The organism is Citrobacter sp. R-1.5.2, from assembly GCF_035064245.1.
GTDB lineage: Bacteria > Pseudomonadota > Gammaproteobacteria > Enterobacterales > Enterobacteriaceae > Citrobacter.
In genome coordinates this window covers 34,953-49,638 of record NZ_JASEYC010000006.1, presented here as the reverse complement: position 1 = coordinate 49,638, position 14,686 = coordinate 34,953, and the positions used below count along the sequence as shown (strand labels likewise).

The following is a 14,686-nucleotide window of genomic DNA, read 5'->3' as shown; positions in this document are numbered from 1 at the left end:
TGAGGCTACCCTGTAACCAGCGCTTCTGGCAACATTAAGCCTCAAATTTTCAGCAGGTGGAATATGGCTCGCGCAAAACTGAAATTCCGACTTCATCGTGCAGTGATTGTATTGTCCTGTCTCGCGTTGCTTGTCGCCCTGATGCAGGGTGCATCCTGGTTTAGTCAAAGCCACCAGCAGCAACGTAATCCGCAGTTGGAAGAACTGGCCCGGACACTGGCCCGCCAGGTCACCTTAAACGTCGCGCCGCTGATGCGTACCGAAACACCGGATGAAAAACGCATCAAAGCCGTACTCACACAGTTAACGGAGAGTAGCCGTATTCTGGATGCTGGTGTGTACGATGAACAGGGCGATCTGATTACCCGCACCGGTGAGAGCGTCAATGTCCGTGACCGGCTGGCGCTCGATGGCAAAAAGGCCGGGGGCTATTTTAATCAGCAAATCGTTGAGCCCATTCAGGGGAGAAACGGTCCGCTGGGTTATCTGCGCCTGACACTCGACACCCACACGCTTGCCACCGAAGCGAAGCAGGTAGACAACACCACCAACATCTTACGCCTGATGCTGCTCCTGTCACTGGCTATTGGCGTAGTCCTCACTCGCACATTATTGCAAGGCAAGCGTACCCGCTGGCAGCAATCCCCTTTCCTGCTGACCGCGAACAAACCGGTACAGGAAGAAGACAACGAGAAAAAAGAGTAATTCAAAGAAAGGAAATCGACCATGACCACGCTACGCCTGCTTATCTCTGACTCTCACGATCCCTGGTTTAACCTGGCCGTTGAAGAGTGCATTTTCCGCCAGATGCCCGCCACGCAGCGCGTCCTGTTTTTATGGCGTAACGCCGATACGGTGGTTATTGGCCGCGCGCAAAACCCATGGAAAGAGTGTAACACCCGCCGAATGGAAGAGGACAACGTGCGGTTGGCACGTCGCAGCAGTGGCGGTGGTGCGGTATTTCACGATCTCGGGAATACCTGCTTTACCTTTATGGCCGGCAAACCGGAGTATGACAAAACCATCTCCACAGCTATCGTATTGAATGCGTTGAATTCACTGGGTGTAAACGCCGATGCCTCCGGGCGTAACGATCTGGTGGTTAAAACCGCCGAGGGCGACCGCAAAGTCTCTGGTTCCGCATATCGGGAAACCAAGGATCGTGGATTTCACCACGGAACACTGCTGTTGAATGCCGATCTCAGTCGACTGGCCAACTACCTGAACCCCGATAAAAAGAAACTCGCCGCGAAAGGGATTACCTCTGTGCGCTCGCGAGTTGCCAATTTGACTGAGTTGTTACCGGGCATCACCCACGAACAGGTGTGTAAGGCTGTTACAGAAGCCTTTTTTGAACACTACGGCGAACGCGTAGATGCCGAAATTATCTCTCCTGACAAAACGCCGGATTTGCCGAATTTTGCCGAAACCTTTGCCCGCCAGAGCAGTTGGGAATGGAATTTTGGTCAAGCTCCAGCGTTTTCACATCTGCTGGACGAGCGTTTCACCTGGGGTGGCGTTGAGCTGCATTTCGACGTTGAAAAAGGTCATATCACGCGCACACAGGTGTTTACCGACAGTCTCAATCCCGCGCCGTTAGAAGCGCTGGCGGGTCGTCTGCAAGGGTGTTTGTATCGGGCGGATAGGCTGCAACAGGCGTGCGAGGCGCTGCTGGTTGATTTCCCACAGCAGGAGAAAGAGTTACGCGAGCTGTCGGCATGGATTGCCGGAGCGGTGCGTTAAGCACTGGCCTGAAAAATGCCGGATGGCGGCTGCGCCTTATCCGGCCTACGAGAACAATGGCAGGCCCGGTCAGCACAGCGCCACCGGGCATCACAACGCTTACTCTTTATCGCCCAGCAGAACGGATTCCAGTGCGATTTTGATCATGTCGTTGAAGGTCGTCTGACGTTCAGCGGCAGTGGTCTGCTCGTGAGTACGGATATGGTCGGACACGGTGCAGATGGTCAGCGCTTTCGCACCAAATTCAGCCGCAACACCATAGATACCCGCCGCTTCCATTTCCACGCCCAGTACGCCGTACTTTTCCATCACGTCGAACATTTCACCGTCCGGAGAGTAGAACAGGTCAGCGGAGAACAGGTTGCCCACGCGCGCGTCAACGCCCAGCGCTTTTGCCGCATCAACAGCGTTACGCACCATGTCGAAGTCAGCGATAGCTGCAAAGTCATGATCTTTAAAGCGGATACGGTTAACTTTGGAGTCAGTGCAAGCACCCATACCGATAACCACGTCACGCAGTTTGACGTCCATACGCACAGCGCCACAGGAGCCTACGCGAATGATTTTCTTCACGCCGAAATCAGTGATCAGCTCTTTGGTGTAGATGGAGCAGGACGGGATACCCATACCGTGACCCATAACAGAGATCTTACGGCCTTTGTAAGTCCCGGTGAAACCTAACATGCCGCGAACGTTGTTTACTTCACGAACATCTTCGAGGAAAGTTTCAGCAATATGCTTCGCACGCAGCGGGTCGCCCGGCATCAATACGACGTCAGCGAAATCACCCATTTCTGCATTAATATGTGGAGTTGCCATCTTCAGTTCCCTTTTAATTTGATGTTATCGCCTGATGGCGGCTACGCCTTATCAGGCCTACAAAACCTATTCAAATACCCTAAGGATTTCGCGTTGTAGGAAGGCGACGAATTCGTGAATCCCCGGGAGCATAGATTAACTATGTGACCGGGGTGAGCGAATGAAGTCAACGCATCTACAGCGCGAAAGACAACGGGTATTACAGCATGTTTTTACCGTAGTCCATTGGCGACGTACCAAAGTAGCTCGCCAGCGTCTGACCGATATCCGCGAAGGTTTCACGGTGGCCTAAAGAACCCGGTTTCACTTTCGGGCCGTAAATCAGCACCGGAATGTGTTCACGGGTATGGTCAGTGCCAGTCCAGCTCGGGTCACAGCCGTGGTCAGCGGTCAGGATCAGAATGTCATCTTCACCCACCAGCTCCATCAACTCTGGCAGACGGCGGTCAAACAACTCCAGACCGGCAGCATAGCCAGCGATATCGCGACGGTGGCCCCAGGAAGAGTCGAAGTCCACGAAGTTAGTGAAGACAATCGTCTCATCACCCGCTTCTTTCATCTCTTTGATGGTAGCGTCGAACAGCGCGTCCAGACCGGTTGCTTTCACTTTTTTAGTGATACCGCAGTTCGCGTAGATGTCCGCAATCTTACCCACGGACACGACATGGCCTTTTTTCTCATCGACCAGTTTCTGCAGTACCGTCGGCGCTGGCGGCTCAACAGCCAGGTCGTGACGGTTACCGGTACGCTGGAAGTTACCGGCCTTGTCACCGATAAACGGACGCGCGATAACACGGCCAATGTTGTAGCCGCCTTCAGTCAGTTCTTCACGAGCGATTTCACACAGCTCGTAGAGTTTATCCAGGCCAAAGGTTTCTTCGTGGCAGGCGATTTGGAACACGGAGTCAGCGGAGGTATAGAAAATCGGCTTGCCGGTTTTCATATGCTCTTCACCCAGTTGGTCCAGAATAACGGTACCGGAAGAGTGGCAGTTACCGAGGTAGCCCGGCAGATTGGCACGCTTAACCAGTTTATCCAGCAATTCTTGTGGGAAGCTGTTCTCATGATCGGAGAAATACCCCCAGTCAAACAGAACCGGAACACCCGCGATTTCCCAGTGGCCAGAGGGTGTGTCTTTGCCGGAAGAGAGTTCATGCGCCCAGGCGTAGGCACCAATCACTTCCGCGTTGCCATCCATACCCGCAGCAATTTTACCCGTCGAGCCTTCGTGAGCTTTCACCAGACCCAGACGAGTCAGGTTAGGCAGATTCAGTGGGCCTTTGCGGCCATTGTCAGCTTCGCCCTTCGCACAGGCTTCTGCAATATGACCCATAGTGTCTGAACCTACGTCGCCAAAGCGATCCGCATCTTCAGTCGCACCAATACCAAAGGAGTCCAGCACCATAATAAATGCACGTTTCATCTTGTTCTCCATACATCTGCGCCGCAAAAAAGCGATCAGATCAGTATACAGTTAATCGGTTATACGACGATAGACTGTCGGTGTAATTTCTGGCGCTTTGTCGTCAAGGCTGATTGCCGCTTTGACCGCTTTCGCCGCTTCCTGCCAGCTGGCTTCGTCTTTGGCGTGGATTACCGCCAGCGGACGCTGACCATCAACACTATCGCCCAGACGCGCCATGTCGGTGAAACCGACGCTGTAATCAATGGTGTCCGAGGCCTGACGACGACCGCCGCCCATGGAAACGACCGCCATACCCAGCGCACGGGTATCCATTGCGCTGACAAAACCTTCGGTATCAGCATATACCGCTTTGCTGAGCATTGCCGTCGGCAGGTACTTCGCATAGTTTTCCACGAAGTCGGTTGGGCCTTTCTGCGCCGCAACCATGCGGCCAAAAATTTCTGCCGCTTTACCGTTATCCAGTACGGCCTGCAACTTCGTGCGGGCTTCTGCGTCATCTTTCGCCAGTTTACCGGAGATCAACATCTCCACGCACAGCGCCATCGTAACGTCGAACAAGCGTGGGTTACGATATTCACCGGTCAGGAACTGCACCGCTTCACGGACTTCAACCGCGTTACCTGCACTGGAGGCCAGCACCTGATTCATATCCGTTAACAGCGCAGTGGTACGAACCCCCGCCCCGTTTGCCACGCCGACAATCGCTTCGGCAAGGGCTTCAGAAAGTTCGTAGGTCGGCATAAAGGCACCACTACCTACTTTGACGTCCATCACCAGCGCATCCAGTCCTTCCGCCAACTTTTTAGCCAGAATGGAACCCGTGATGAGTGGAATGGAATCCACCGTCGCGGTGATATCGCGGGTGGCATAAAAACGTTTGTCCGCCGGTGCGAGTGAGCTGGTTTGCCCAATAATCGCCACACCCACGTCTTTAATAATTTCACGGAAACGCACATCGTCCGGGAAGATATCAAATCCCGGGATCGCTTCCAGTTTATCGAGCGTACCGCCGGTATGCCCCAGACCGCGCCCGGAGATCATCGGGATAAAGCCGCCGCAGGCTGCGACCATCGGACCTAACATCAGTGACGTCACATCACCTACACCGCCGGTAGAGTGTTTATCCACAATCGGGCCGTTCAGCTGCAAACTTTTCCAGTCCAGCACGGTTCCTGAATCACGCATTGCCATGGTCAGCGAGACACGCTCAGGCATTGTCATATCGTGGAAGAAAATGGTCATCGCCAGGGCGGCGATTTGCCCTTCAGAGATGGTGTTGTCGCGAATACCGTTAATAAAGAAACGAATTTCTTCATCACTCAGCGCATGACCATCACGTTTTTTACGAATAATTTCTTGTGCGAGAAACAAGGTAACCCCCAGGGGAAAAGAGTAGAAGGCCGTTGTAGGCCGGGTAAGCAACGCGCTACCCGGCAGTCGTCTTAATGCCGGATGGCGGCTACGCCTTATCCGGCCTACGTCGCTACAGCTCCGGCAATATAAGGCTTAGTAGCTGCTTGCGCTCTTACCGTCGCCGTGACCCAGTGCTTTCAGCAGGCTAGCCAGCAGGCTGGATGCACCAAAACGGTAATGACGGGAATCGGCCCAGTCAGCGCCAAACAGTTCGTCGGCAATGGCCAGGAACTGCTGTGCATCTTCTGCAGTACGCACGCCGCCAGCCGGTTTGAAACCAACCGTTTTAGAAACACCCATATCGCGGATCACTTCCATCATGATGCGTGCGCTTTCCGGCGTCGCATTGACCGGTACTTTACCGGTAGATGTTTTGATGAAATCAGCACCGGCTTTGATGGAGATTTCAGATGCTTTGCGAATCAGTGCTTCTTCTTTCAGCTCACCAGTTTCGATGATCACTTTCAGCAGCACATTGGCTGCTGCGCACGCGTCTTTACAGGCTTTAACCAGATCAAAACCAATCTGCTCATTGCCTGCGATCAGTGCACGATACGGGAATACCACATCAACTTCGTCTGCACCGTAGGCAATCGCGGCGCGGGTTTCTGCCAGCGCGATCTCGATATCGTCGTTGCCATGCGGGAAGTTAGTCACGGTGGCAATACGGATGTCCGGTGTGCCCTGCTCTTTCAGAGTCTTACGCGCAATAGGGATGAAACGCGGATAGATGCAGATTGCAGCAGTGTTGCCAACCGGGGTCTTCGCCTGATGACACAGCGCGATCACTTTCTCATTAGTGTCGTCGTCATTCAGGGTGGTCAGGTCCATCAGTTTCAGTGCACGCAGGCTGCTTGCTGTTAAATCGGTCATAACATTCTCCAACGGCATCGCCGTATAAAATTTCACCTTGCGAGTTTGTTAGTATTCTAACATCCGCTCGCAATCACACTTCGATATACATCACAGTTAATGAAAACCACATACAGATTTGCATTACTCTAATGAGATCTAGTTCAAATAAATGACCTTTACTGGCGGCATGCGGTGACATCAGGCGCATCCGGATCAAAGGTTGTCGCTGCGTTGCTTCCTACAATGGCGCTTAACCTTCAGTACATAAAGGAACCAACGATGCCCACGTCAAGCGAACTCGCGCTGCAACAGCGCTGCCAACAAATCGTGACCAGTCCAGTGCTCAGCCCTGAACAAAAACGTCATTTTCTGGCACTGGAGGCAGAAAACGCTTTGCCGTATCCGCAACTGCCTGCACAAGCACGCCAGGCGCTGGATGACGGGGTTATCTGCGATATGTACGAAGGTCATGCCCCGTTCAAACCGCGCTACGTATTACCCGATTACGCGCGTTTTCTGGCCAACGGTTCATCATGGCTGGAACTGGAAGGCGCAAAGGATCTCGATGACGCATTATCCTTACTCACCATTCTTTACCACCACGTTCCGTCAGTGACGTCGATGCCGGTGTATCTCGGCCAACTCGATGCGTTGCTGCAACCGTATGTTAGAATTCTAACACAAGACGAGATCGATGTTCGAATAAAACGTTTCTGGCGCTATCTCGACAGAACGCTGCCCGATGCGTTTATGCACGCCAATATTGGTCCTGCCGACACGCCCGTAACGCGGGCAATTTTACGCGCAGATGCAGAGTTAAAGCAGGTTTCGCCCAATCTGACATTTATTTATGATCCGCAAATTACACCTGACGATCTGCTGCTCAACGTCGCGCAAAATATTTGCGAATGCAGTAAACCGCACATTTCTAACGGCCCTGAAAATGATAAAATTTTCACAAAAGACCACTATGGCGTCGTCAGTTGTTACAACTCACTGCCACTGGCGGGCGGTGGAAGTACGCTGGTCAGACTCAATCTGAAAGCCATTGCAGAGCGCAGTACCTCTGTCGATGACTTCTTTACGCGTACCCTACCGCATTACTGCCAACAGCAAATCGCCATCATTAATTCACGATGTGAATTCCTCTACGAGAAATCACATTTCTTTGAGAATAGCTTCCTGGTGCAGGAAGGGTTGATCGATCCCGAACGTTTTGTGCCTATGTTTGGCATGTATGGCCTGGCAGAAGCCGTAAACCTGCTGTGCGATAAGGCGGGGGAGAACGCTCGCTACGGCAAAGATGAGTACGCTAATCAGCTTGGTTATCGTATTAGCGCCCAGCTCGCCGACTTTGTTAACAACACGCCGGTGAGATATGGCTGGAAGCAGCGCGCGATGCTGCATGCGCAGTCGGGTATCAGTTCTGATATCGGCACCACGCCGGGCGCTCGCCTGCCTTATGGTGATGAACCCGATCCCATCACCCATCTGCAAACTGTCGCGCCGCATCATGCGTATTATCACGCCGGGATCAGCGATATTCTCACACTGGACGAAACCATCAAACGTAACCCGCAGGCGCTGGTACAGCTTTGTCTCGGCGCGTTTAAAGCCGGTATGCGCGAATTTACCGCCAACGTGAGCGGCAACGATCTGGTCCGTGTGACCGGCTACATGGTGCGCCTGTCGGATCTGGAAAAATATCGTACCGAAGGTTCACGTACCAACACCACCTGGTTGGGTGAAGAAGCCGCGCGCAATACGCGTATTCTGGAACGACAACCCCGAGTGATCAGCCATGAACAGCAGATGCGCTTTAGTCAGTAAGCTGATTCCCTTCTCCTGCGTCGACGGGCCGGGGAGTCGCCTGGCCCTGTTCCTGCAGGGATGTAATCTGCGCTGTAAAAATTGCCACAATCCGTGGACGATGGGACGCTGCAACGATTGCGGGGAATGTGTGCTGCATTGTCCGCATGAAGCGTTGAGTCTGAGCGCGGGAAAAGTATGGTGGCAATCTGATATTTGCCAGCAATGCGACACCTGCCTGCATATGTGTCCTCAGCAGGCCACACCGATGACGCAGACCATGAGTGTGGATGAGGTGCTGCAGCATGTTCGTAAAGCCTCGCCGTTTATTGAAGGAATGACGGTCAGCGGTGGTGAGGCGACAACACAGTTACCGTTTATTGTTGCGCTATTTGGTGCGATCAAAATCGATCCGCAGTTGCAACACCTGACCTGCCTGGTCGACAGTAACGGCATGCTAAGCGAAACCGGCTGGCAAAAGCTGCTACCGGTTTGCGACGGTGCGATGCTCGATCTAAAAGCCTGGGATAGCGCATGTCATCTGCAACTGACAGGGCGCGATAATACTCTGATTAAAAACAGTATTATCTTTCTGGCTGACCAGGGAAAACTCACGGAATTACGCCTGTTGGTGATCCCCGGTCAGGTAGACTATCTGCAACACATCGACCCGCTGTCTGCGTTTATTCATCGCTTAGGTAACGTGCCTGTGCGGCTAAATGCCTTTCATGCGCATGGGGTGTATGGCGAAGCGCAATCCTGGCCGAGTGCCACACCGGGAGATGTGGAGCAACTGGCAAATGCGTTACGCAATCGTGGCGTGGATAATGTGATCTTCCCGGCGCTGTACCTGTGATTACCGAATGCAACGACTTCATGTGTAGGCTGGATAAGGCGCAGCCGCCATCCGGCAAAGATATGCCTGATGCACTTCGCTTATCAGGCCTACGGAGCGCAGGATACCTCACACATTAAACAACGCCGTCGTATTGCGATACAGCACATCTGCTATCACGTCCGCAGGCTCTTGACGCAGTACGCATAATGTCTCAAAGACTCTGACCACCTGCTCAGGACGATTAGGCTGACCCTGAAAACCGTTAAGCGGCATATCCGGCGCATCGGTTTCCAACAGCAGCGATTCCAGTGGCAACGTCGCCATCACCTCACGCGTTTTGCTGGCGCGTGGATAGGTGATGGTCCCACCGACACCTATCTTGTACCCCAGTTGTACAAAACGCGTTGCCTGTTGCAGGCTTCCGGAAAAGCCATGCACCACACCGGTTCGCGGGAGATCATGGCGTTTAAGATGCATAGCCAGCTTGTCATGGGTACGGCGCGAATGGAGGATCACCGGAAGATCGTAACGCTTCGCCAGCTTAAGCTGTGCTTCCAGCACCCTTTCCTGCTTATCAAACTGCGGATCTTCACGCCAGAGATCCAGCCCGATCTCACCGACCGCCACCAGCTTCTGCGATCGTTGCTCCAATTCCTGTTGCAACCTGTCCAGACCGTCATCATCGTGATCTTCAATAACAATGGGATGCAGACCCAGCGCGGCATACAACGAAGGATAATTTTCCGCTAACGCCAGTACGCGTGAAAAGTTCATCGCCTGCGTTGCCGGAACAATAATATGGTGCACACCAACGTCAGCCGCACGCTGGAGGCTGGCTGGCTCATCGCCGGTAAAGGGGGGAAAATCAAAATGACAATGCGTATCGATGAACCGGGGACTCACGCCAGATCCTCATTATTAAACGTCGTATCATTGGCCTGGGGCGCACTGCTCGCAACGGATGCATGGGCGTCGTTGGCAACGGGGGCAGGTGGAACCACCACCGGGCTGGGCACCACAATCTTCGGCGTCTGACGAGGCAACGGCACATTTTTCGCCAACAGTTTACCAATCGTTGCCAAAAAATAGCGCCCGCACAGGCGTCCGGTTTTGTAGTCTTCACGCAATGCCGGAATGCGGCTCCCCAGTGCCATACTATGGAGTGGTTTTGGTGGGTAGATCTCAAAAATACGCAGCTTGCCCGGCGGTTTTTCGATAAAGCGCTGAATAGCGCGGTAGCTGGCTTCATGATGTTGAACCAGATTCACCAGCGGCTGCAGACTGCTCTCCCCCAGCCAACGCTCCATACGTTTGAACCATTGTGGGGTGTAGTACATTTGCGAAGGCACGGTGCGGATCACCACCAACGTCTTCGCCCCTTGCTTCGCCGCCTCCTGAACGGGTATGGCGTCACTGACTCCACCATCCAGATAGTTCACACCATCCAACACAACCCCTGAACGATAGAATCCCGGAATCGCACTGGATGCACGAATGAGATCCAGCCAATTGTGCCGGTTCGGCGAAAAATAGCCCGGCGTGTAGTCATCGCCCCGGCAGGCGCACATATAAAACGCTTTACCTGCCTCAAATAGGCGCTCCGCGTTATCCAGCGCCAGCGGCATCTGCGCAGCGGTGGAGTCCACCAGCCAGTCGAGATCGATGAGATTCCCCCCGCGTACGAATCGTACCGGGTCAAAAAACTCACGTCGGGTGGTGTAGCGCATGATCACCTTGCGCCCGTAGCCGGGTTGGTTACAGAGATAGGCCGACAGATTTTGCGCGCCAGCAGATGTCCCATAGAAGAGATCGAAAGGATTAAATTGCGCACGCATAAACTCATCCAGTACGCCGGCAGTAAAGATCCCCCGTTGCCCCCCGCCTTCGCACACCAGCGCCATACTGCCTGGTTGAAATGGACGTAACGATAACGGCGCTATATTACCGAGCGTGACGGGTATTCTCTGCCCCACCTCTGCCTTCCTGTTTTTTGTAATAGAGCAACAAGGTAACGCAAATTGCCCGGCGCTAAAACCGTAAAAGCCAGTCCAATGGACTGGCATAGTAGCAATTATTCTTTACAGCTAATCCCCAACATAATTCGAGTTACAGGAAGGCGGCAAGTGCGTGAGTCCCGATGAGCTTACTCTGGTAAGTGATTCGGGTACACGCACTTAGCCAACGCACCTGTAACTTGAAGAATAAAGGGGATACGCTAGGGTCGTTTACGCCCGGTAAACAAGCTGACCAGAAACAGGATGATCCCCACCACAAAAACAATTTTTGCAGCGCCGGCTGCGGTACCCGCCAGTCCACCAAATCCCAGAGCGGCGGCAATTAACGCGATAACCAGAAATATGATGCCCCATCGAAACATATGCTTCTCCTTTACCATAGTTAATGTCGACCGCTTGATATGAGCGCTCAGGCAGCTCATCGGCGATATTTTTAGTGTGGTGCACAATACGCCTCCCGACAAACGTCAGGAGGACGAATTAAGTCGAATTACTGAGTTTTGAGGTCGTTTTTGACGCTTTTCACGCCATCAATTGCTTTAGCAATACTCTCAGCTCGCTCACTTTGCGCCTGTGAATCGACGGTTCCTGAAAGCTGGACCACGCCATCGGTCGTCTCTACTTTCACTTTACGAGAAGGGACAATGTCATCGGCCAGCAGCTTGGCTTTCACTTCACTGGTGATAGCCGTATCACCCGCATAGCCTTTTACAGAGGTGTTTTTGCTGTCACGCACGTGCAGTTTGTCGCTAACGGAGGTCACGCCCTCAACGCCTTTCGCAACTTTAACGGCCTCTTCGGCCTGAGCCTGGCTTTCAACGAACCCACTTAACGTCACCACTTTCTGGTCCGTTTTGACGGAGATATCGGTGCTCTTAATGCTTTCGTGGTCCACCAGCGCGGCTTTTACTTTGGCGGTGAGGGTGCTGTCATCCATGAAATTACCGACTTTGTTCATAGAGCTATCGACTTTCTGCCCCGCACTTTCGAGCCCGGATTGCGCTTTATCCATTGTGCCGTTTTCTGCATAGGCAGAACCCGTTGCGACAGCGGAAGTCAGCATCACGGCCAGTAGCGTTTTAGAAATCTTAAGTCCTGTCATTGTCATCGATGTATTCCTGTTTGTTGTGCTTATAGCGATGTTCTGCCACTTAGCGGTCATAACCAGCAACTAATCACATGACTGAAATAAATATCAGCTAAAGAGGCTGAAAAATGCTTAATGAAGAGCATTAAAAGCCGATATTTATGTCATCACATTGTTAAATATAGTTCACGATTTCGTGGCTGATGTCTGAATTGATTAAAAAGCAAACAAAATTCAGGGGATTTAAGAACATTCCGCAAGGGATTTAAAAGACAGGAAAAGTTGCAGGGCGCGGTGAATACCGCACCCTGGAAGGCAGATTAGTGTTCGCGCGTTTTGCGGAACTGAACGTCAGGGTAACGTTCCTGGGTGAGATTCAGGTTAACCATGGTCGGCGCGATATAGGTGAGGTTATCGCCGCCATCCAGCGCCAGCTGAATTTCGTTTTTACGCTTAAATTCTTCGAATTTTTTCACGTCAGAACACTCTACCCAGCGCGCAGTCGCCACGTTGACTGACTCATAAATCGCTTCAACGTTGTATTCGCTCTTCAGACGAGAAACCACCACGTCGAACTGCAGCACACCGACGGCGCCAACGATCAGATCGTTGTTGGCAATCGGACGGAAGACCTGCACTGCGCCCTCTTCTGACAGCTGAACCAGCCCTTTCAACAACTGCTTCTGCTTCAACGGATCTTTCAGACGGATACGGCGGAACAGTTCCGGTGCGAAGTTCGGAATACCGGTGAACTTCATCATCTCGCCCTGAGTAAAGGTATCGCCGATCTGGATCGTGCCGTGGTTATGCAAACCAAGAATATCGCCAGGATACGCCTCTTCCACATGAGAACGGTCACCGGCCATAAAGGTCAGCGCATCGGAGATCACCACGTCTTTACCAATACGTACCTGACGCATTTTCATGCCTTTCTCGTACTTGCCGGAAACCACACGCATGAAAGCGACACGGTCGCGGTGTTTCGGGTCCATGTTGGCCTGAATTTTAAAGACGAAACCGGTGAATTTCTCTTCTGAGGCTTCTACAACGCGGGTGTCGGTTTTACGCGGCATCGGCGCAGGCGCCCACTCCACTAAGCCATCCAGCATATGGTCAACACCGAAGTTACCCAGCGCAGTACCGAAGAAGACCGGCGTGATTTCACCGGCAAGGAACAGCTCATGATCGAATTCGTTAGACGCGCCCTGCACCAGCTCCAGCTCGTCACGCAGTTGCTGCGCCAGGTCTTCACCTACGGCAGCGTCAAGTTCAGGGTTATTCAGCCCTTTAACAATGCGCACTTCCTGAATCGTATGGCCTTTACCGGTCTGGTACAGATACGTTTCATCTTTGTACAGGTGATAGACGCCCTTGAACAACTTACCGCAGCCAATCGGCCAGGTGATCGGCGCGCAGCCGATTTTCAGTTCGTTCTCGACTTCATCCAGCAGCTCCATTGGATCGCGGATGTCACGGTCGAGTTTGTTCATAAAGGTCAGGATCGGCGTATCGCGCAGACGGGTAACTTCCATCAGTTTACGGGTCCTGTCCTCAACGCCTTTCGCGGCGTCAATAACCATCAGGCAGCAGTCCACCGCCGTCAGAGTACGGTAAGTATCTTCGGAGAAGTCTTCGTGCCCCGGGGTATCCAGCAGGTTTACCAGGCAGTCATGATACGGAAACTGCATGACAGAGGTGGTAATTGAGATACCACGCTGCTTTTCCATTTCCATCCAGTCAGACTTGGCATGCTGGCTGGAGCCACGGCCTTTTACCGTACCGGCGGTCTGAATTGCCTGTCCGAATAACAGCACCTTTTCAGTAATTGTCGTTTTACCGGCATCCGGGTGAGAAATAATGGCAAAAGTGCGGCGTTTGGCCACCTCTTGCAAATAAGGAGACAACGTCATAGTCAAATCTTCTTAGGTAAGCACGGCATTGTGCCGCGCAAGTTGAATACGAAAAATTGCGGCTATTTTACCCATCAATGGGGGGGAGGCAATCAGTGTTTACACAGGAGCTGCTCCAGTTCGCTTAACGACACGACAGTCCAGGTCGGCTGAATGCCCGCTGGCTGCTCGCGGCGGTGCGTATTTAGCCAGCAGGTGGATAGCCCGGCGTTAATACCACCAAGAATATCGGACTCTGCGGTGTCGCCCACCATCAGCACGCGGGAACGGTCAGGATTGCCCGCCTGCTCCAGCGCATGGTCAAAAATACGGGGATCGGGTTTTGCCACCCCAACCTGCTCAGAAATCACCAGCAGATCGAAATAGCCGCGCAGGCCCGTACGCTCCAGACGGATTTGCTGTAATGCAGTAAAACCATTGGTAATGATGCCAATCTTTGCTTTACCGCGAATCGCATTAAGCAGCGACACGGCCCCCGGTAACGGCGAACAGATTTCCGCCATGGCATTAATAAACGCATCGTTTAGCTGGCCTGGCTCGACCTTCAGGCGCTCAGCCCAGCTCTGAAAACGAGCATGCTGCAGCTGTAATGAGGTAATTGCGCCGTTTTGATAATCCACCCACAGCGGTTTATTCACGGCCTGGTAGTCCTGAAAATCTTCAGCGGTAAAGGTGATGCTATAGTCGAGAAACATCCGCTGTAAGCCGGTAAACGAGTCAAACGTAAACAGCGTTTCATCGGCATCAAAGAAAATCCAGTCCCACTTCATC

The 14,686-nt window shown here is 52.8% G+C and carries 14 protein-coding genes; 4 read left to right on the top strand and 10 right to left on the bottom strand.

All coding sequences use genetic code 11. The features are described from left to right. Positions 1–63 precede the first annotated feature (63 nt). On the top strand, positions 64–705 hold the full coding sequence (locus tag QMN38_RS12700) for a YtjB family periplasmic protein (protein ID WP_137383800.1): 642 nt from the start codon (positions 64–66) through the stop codon (positions 703–705). A gap of 21 nt (positions 706–726) precedes the next feature. Next, entirely contained in the window at positions 727–1,743 is a 1,017-nt protein-coding gene (gene lplA, locus QMN38_RS12695; protein ID WP_323605165.1) for a lipoate--protein ligase, read from the top strand. A gap of 99 nt (positions 1,744–1,842) precedes the next feature. Here the strand turns inward: lplA and deoD are convergent, their stop codons facing one another. From deoD to deoC, 4 genes are all read right to left on the bottom strand, one after another. Continuing rightward, positions 1,843–2,562 (bottom strand): purine-nucleoside phosphorylase, encoded by a 720-nt coding sequence (gene deoD / locus QMN38_RS12690; RefSeq protein ID WP_000224864.1) that lies wholly within the window; start codon positions 2,560–2,562, stop codon positions 1,843–1,845. Positions 2,563–2,761: 199 nt separating this feature from the next. After that, entirely contained in the window at positions 2,762–3,985 is a 1,224-nt protein-coding gene (gene deoB / locus QMN38_RS12685) for a phosphopentomutase (RefSeq protein ID WP_042312511.1), read from the bottom strand. A 51-nt stretch (positions 3,986–4,036) separates the two neighbouring features. Next, positions 4,037–5,359, bottom strand: coding sequence for a thymidine phosphorylase (gene deoA / locus QMN38_RS12680; protein ID WP_323605164.1), 1,323 nt, complete (start codon positions 5,357–5,359; stop codon positions 4,037–4,039). Positions 5,360–5,494: 135 nt separating this feature from the next. After that, positions 5,495–6,274: a deoxyribose-phosphate aldolase gene (deoC, locus tag QMN38_RS12675; protein ID WP_003019042.1), complete on the bottom strand. Its 780-nt coding sequence runs from the start codon at positions 6,272–6,274 to the stop codon at positions 5,495–5,497. Positions 6,275–6,535: 261 nt separating this feature from the next. Between deoC and QMN38_RS12670 the strand changes: the two genes are divergently transcribed. Together QMN38_RS12670 and QMN38_RS12665 are read left to right on the top strand one after the other, a co-directional pair. Beyond that, entirely contained in the window at positions 6,536–8,086 is a 1,551-nt protein-coding gene (locus tag QMN38_RS12670) for a YjjI family glycine radical enzyme (RefSeq protein ID WP_323605163.1), read from the top strand. Next, a complete protein-coding gene (locus QMN38_RS12665) occupies positions 8,058–8,921 on the top strand; it encodes a YjjW family glycine radical enzyme activase (protein ID WP_271449388.1) in 864 nt (287 codons plus the stop codon). Before QMN38_RS12670 ends, QMN38_RS12665 begins: the two co-directional genes overlap by 29 nt. 108 nt (positions 8,922–9,029) lie before the next feature. Here the strand turns inward: QMN38_RS12665 and QMN38_RS12660 are convergent, their stop codons facing one another. The 6 genes from QMN38_RS12660 to yjjG form a co-directional block, all read right to left on the bottom strand. Continuing rightward, entirely contained in the window at positions 9,030–9,806 is a 777-nt protein-coding gene (locus tag QMN38_RS12660; protein WP_323605162.1) for a metal-dependent hydrolase, read from the bottom strand. Continuing rightward, positions 9,803–10,876 (bottom strand): patatin-like phospholipase family protein, encoded by a 1,074-nt coding sequence (locus tag QMN38_RS12655; protein WP_271441710.1) that lies wholly within the window; start codon positions 10,874–10,876, stop codon positions 9,803–9,805. Before QMN38_RS12655 ends, QMN38_RS12660 begins: the two co-directional genes overlap by 4 nt. 242 nt (positions 10,877–11,118) lie before the next feature. Further along, positions 11,119–11,280 carry a DUF1328 domain-containing protein gene (locus QMN38_RS12650; protein WP_003019081.1) on the bottom strand — a complete coding sequence of 54 codons (162 nt, stop codon included), beginning with the start codon at positions 11,278–11,280 and terminating at the stop codon, positions 11,119–11,121. A gap of 128 nt (positions 11,281–11,408) precedes the next feature. After that, a complete protein-coding gene (osmY, locus tag QMN38_RS12645; RefSeq protein WP_271441711.1) occupies positions 11,409–12,026 on the bottom strand; it encodes a molecular chaperone OsmY in 618 nt (205 codons plus the stop codon). Between the two features lie 299 nt (positions 12,027–12,325). Next, complete coding sequence (gene prfC / locus QMN38_RS12640; protein ID WP_016151601.1) at positions 12,326–13,915, bottom strand: peptide chain release factor 3; 1,590 nt, start codon at positions 13,913–13,915, stop codon at positions 12,326–12,328. Between the two features lie 92 nt (positions 13,916–14,007). Next, complete coding sequence (gene yjjG, locus QMN38_RS12635; protein ID WP_271454866.1) at positions 14,008–14,685, bottom strand: pyrimidine 5'-nucleotidase; 678 nt, start codon at positions 14,683–14,685, stop codon at positions 14,008–14,010. Between the last annotated feature and the right edge of the window lies 1 nt (position 14,686).

Excerpts from the sequence above, each read along its gene's own strand:
- QMN38_RS12700 (WP_137383800.1), top strand. The coding sequence starts at position 64 with ATGGCTCGCGCAAAACTGAAATTCCGACTTCATCGTGCAGTGATTGTA.
- lplA (WP_323605165.1), top strand. The coding sequence starts at position 727 with ATGACCACGCTACGCCTGCTTATCTCTGACTCTCACGATCCCTGGTTT.
- deoD (WP_000224864.1), bottom strand. The coding sequence starts at position 2,562 with ATGGCAACTCCACATATTAATGCAGAAATGGGTGATTTCGCTGACGTC.
- deoB (WP_042312511.1), bottom strand. The coding sequence starts at position 3,985 with ATGAAACGTGCATTTATTATGGTGCTGGACTCCTTTGGTATTGGTGCG.
- deoC (WP_003019042.1), bottom strand. The coding sequence starts at position 6,274 with ATGACCGATTTAACAGCAAGCAGCCTGCGTGCACTGAAACTGATGGAC.
- QMN38_RS12670 (WP_323605163.1), top strand. The coding sequence starts at position 6,536 with ATGCCCACGTCAAGCGAACTCGCGCTGCAACAGCGCTGCCAACAAATC.
- QMN38_RS12665 (WP_271449388.1), top strand. The coding sequence starts at position 8,058 with ATGAACAGCAGATGCGCTTTAGTCAGTAAGCTGATTCCCTTCTCCTGC.
- QMN38_RS12650 (WP_003019081.1), bottom strand. The coding sequence starts at position 11,280 with ATGTTTCGATGGGGCATCATATTTCTGGTTATCGCGTTAATTGCCGCC.
- osmY (WP_271441711.1), bottom strand. The coding sequence starts at position 12,026 with ATGACAATGACAGGACTTAAGATTTCTAAAACGCTACTGGCCGTGATG.
- prfC (WP_016151601.1), bottom strand. The coding sequence starts at position 13,915 with ATGACGTTGTCTCCTTATTTGCAAGAGGTGGCCAAACGCCGCACTTTT.
- yjjG (WP_271454866.1), bottom strand. The coding sequence starts at position 14,685 with ATGAAGTGGGACTGGATTTTCTTTGATGCCGATGAAACGCTGTTTACG.